General features: G+C 65.1%; 3 protein-coding genes and 1 pseudogene. All 4 read right to left on the reverse strand.

Annotated features, from left to right (window positions below; translation table 11 throughout):
• A partial coding sequence (locus RMO81_RS01560; protein ID WP_310473968.1) for a helicase HerA-like domain-containing protein occupies positions 1-756 on the reverse strand: 756 nt, incomplete at its 3' end.
• A 24-nt stretch (positions 757-780) separates the two neighbouring features.
• Complete coding sequence (locus RMO81_RS01565; protein ID WP_310473969.1) at positions 781-1,701, reverse strand: carbon-nitrogen hydrolase family protein; 921 nt, start codon at positions 1,699-1,701, stop codon at positions 781-783.
• Positions 1,698-2,741, reverse strand: a complete 1,044-nt coding sequence (gene queG, locus RMO81_RS01570; protein ID WP_409049571.1) for a tRNA epoxyqueuosine(34) reductase QueG — start codon at positions 2,739-2,741, stop codon at positions 1,698-1,700. The genes RMO81_RS01565 and queG overlap by 4 nt, the downstream gene beginning before the upstream one ends.
• Positions 2,720-3,061: pseudogene (locus RMO81_RS01575) on the reverse strand (hypothetical protein); the annotation flags it as partial. The gene queG and the pseudogene RMO81_RS01575, both read right to left, overlap by 22 nt.

The following is a 3,061-nucleotide window of genomic DNA, read 5'->3' on the forward strand; positions in this document are numbered from 1 at the left end:
AAGCGTTTCAAACAGTTCAGCGAGCAGCCACAACAGGAAGGTCGCATAGAGGCGGGGCGACTGCATCAATTTGTCGGCAGCCAGAATGTTGACCCGGCCGCGGCCCTTGCCGTCCAGCGCGATGAAATCGGTGATGTCGAACGCCGGCTCCCCGAAAAACGCCGCGCCGCCCTGGCTGTCGAGCGTGAGCAGCTGGCGCTGGATCGAGCCAACGCTGGCCTTGGTCACGTTGCCGTACTTGCTCGACAATTCATCCGCATTGTCCGCGCACCAGGCCAGCATCGCCTGCAGATCTTCCAGATCGAGCAGCAGCAGATCATGTTCATCGGCATAGCGAAATGCGATGGTGAGCACGCCTTCCTGCGTGTCATTCAGGCCCATCAGCCGGCTGAGCAACAACGGCCCCATTTCCGAAATGGTGGTGCGGATCGGATGGCCCTGCTCGCCGAACAGATCCCAGAACACGACCGGCATCGATTCCCAGTCATAATCCTCGATCTTCATTTCCATGGCGCGCTTGGCCGTCCAGCCGGCGGCCTCGCTGCCGGCCTTGGCCATGCCGGCGATATCGCCCTTCACGTCGGCCAGGAACACCGGCACGCCAGCACGGGAAAAGCCTTCGGCGAGGCCCTGCAGTGTCACCGTCTTGCCGGTGCCGGTCGCCCCGGCGATCAGGCCGTGGCGGTTGGCGCGTTTCAGCACCAGCGCTTGCGGCGCATCCTGATCCGACAAGCCAATGAACAGGGAATCGGTCATCAATTTCTCCTTGCCGCAGCAGTTTCAGCGTTTTGCAGGGGTTACGTCCAGCCGGAAGATGTCGGGACGGGCATAATGGCCGGCGGCGTCGAAATCAAAGCGAGCGCGCACGATATCGGCCAGATCAACCTCGGCCACAAGTAACCCCTCACCGCCGCGCAGTGGCCCAGCCAGCACCTCGCCCATCGGCGACACGATGATACTGCCGCCGCCGATGATCGGCACATCCTCGGCGCGGTCGATCAGCGTGATTGGTTCGCCCAGCGCTTCGCGGGTGGGCGGCTTCCATTGGCAGGCCGATACCAGGAAACAGCGGCCTTCGTGCGCGATATGGCGCATCGCAACTTCCCATTGCGGCCGATCATCCACCGTCGGCGCGGCCCACAGGGTAACGCCCTTTTCATAGAGCGCGGCGCGGAACAGCGGCATGAAATTTTCCCAGCAGATCACCGGCGCAATGCGGCCCGCCGGGCTGTCGAAGGTGCAGACATCGTCCGGCCCGCCCTGCCCCCACACCAGCCGTTCGGCAGCGGTTGGCATCAGCTTGCCGCGCTGCCCGGCCAGGCGGCCATCGGGCGCAAAATGCAACGCGCAGCAATGCAGGGTAGCGCCTTTCCGCACGATGGCGCCCACCACCATGGTGCAGCCAATATCGGCCGCGAGTTCGCCCAACGTTGCCACTTCGGGCCCGTCAATCTCGATGGCCTGTTCCCAATAGCGCTTGAACGCATCGCGGCCGGCCGGTGTGCGATAGCCCAGCCTCACGCCGAAATCGGCGCCTTTGGGATAACCGCCGAACAGGGCTTCTGGCAGCACCAGCAGATCGGGCCGAGCGGCCTTCAACTCGTCACGCCGCGCCATCAGCGCCGCCATCGTCTCGGCTGTGGTCGCCCGGCTGCCAATCTGCAATGCCGCCAATCGGGCCGTGCCAGTGGTTATTGTCATGCGTCCTCCAGTCGTTTCAGCGCCCAGGCCGCAGCTTCGGTCACCACTGCATCGTCGCTGTGCAGATGCGCCCGCACCGCCGGAACCAGCGCCGCGTCGCCGCTGTTGCCCGCCGCATAGAGACAATTGCGGATGAAGCGGTTCACGCCGATGCGCTTGACCGCCGAGCCGGAGAAGAGCGCCCGGAACGCCGCATCGTCAAGCATCAGAAGCTCCGCCAGTTTCGGCGCGGTCAATTCGGCGCGCGGCAGGAAAGCCGGTTCTTCCGTCGCTTGGGCAAAGCGGTTCCACGGGCAGACGGCCAGACAATCATCACAGCCATAGATGCGGTTGGCCATGGGTTCGCGAAACTCCACCGGGATCGGCCCGGCGTGTTCGATGGTGAGATAGGCCAGGCAACGCCGCGCATCGAGGCGATAGGGCTGCGGGAAAGCATCGGTCGGACAGGCCGTCTGGCAACGGGTGCAGCTGCCGCACCGATCCGCATGCGGTGCGTCGGCCGCCAGATCGAGCGTGGTGTAGATCGCGCCGAGGAACAGCCAGCTGCCATGTGCGCGCGAAACGAGATTGGTGTGCTTGCCCTGCCAGCCCAGCCCGGCCGCGGCGGCCAGCGGCTTTTCCATCACCGGGGCGGTATCGACGAAGACTTTCAACTCGCCGCCGGCTTGCGCCACCAGCCAGCGCGCCAGCGCCTTCAGCCGTTTCTTGATAAGATCATGATAATCGCGGTTCCACGCATAAACCGAAATCACCCCGGTATCGCCTTCACCCGCCAGCCGCAGCGGGTCCAGCGCCGGCGCATAGCTGGTGCCGAGCATGATGACGCTCTTCACATCGGGCCACAGGCCTTGCGGCGACGCGCGTTCATCGGCGCGGCCTTCCATCCAGATCATCTCGCCGTGGCAGCCGTCGGCGAGCCATTGGCGCAGGCGTGCCCCGGCCTGCGGCACCGCAGCGGCCGTGGTGATGCCGATATCGGCAAAGCCCAGGCGCAGCGCCTCGGCCTTCAGGGCTGCAATCAGGCCAGCGTCGCCAGCCACGTCATCACCGTGGCGTGCAGCCTTTGTTCAATCTCGCCCCAGAACAGCCAGTGCGGCACGCCGGGCCATTCGTGATAATCCACCGTGCCAGCAATCTGCCGCGCGGTTGAGCGCGCAATGCCCGGCGGCGTGGTGCGATCATTGCCGCCCACCACCACCAGCGCCGGCTGGGTCAGCCGCGCATAATCCACCCGCGTGATATTGCCATACAGCGGCGGCAGCGCCATTTCGGCCAGCACTCGGCCCGAATCCCACACCAGCGCGGCGATTTCCTTGGCGGTGACCTCTTCGGGCACACCATTGAAACAGCCCCAGCGCGC

The organism is Sandarakinorhabdus sp. (assembly GCF_031422795.1).
In the GTDB taxonomy this organism is placed as follows: Bacteria; Pseudomonadota; Alphaproteobacteria; order Sphingomonadales; family Sphingomonadaceae; genus Sandarakinorhabdus.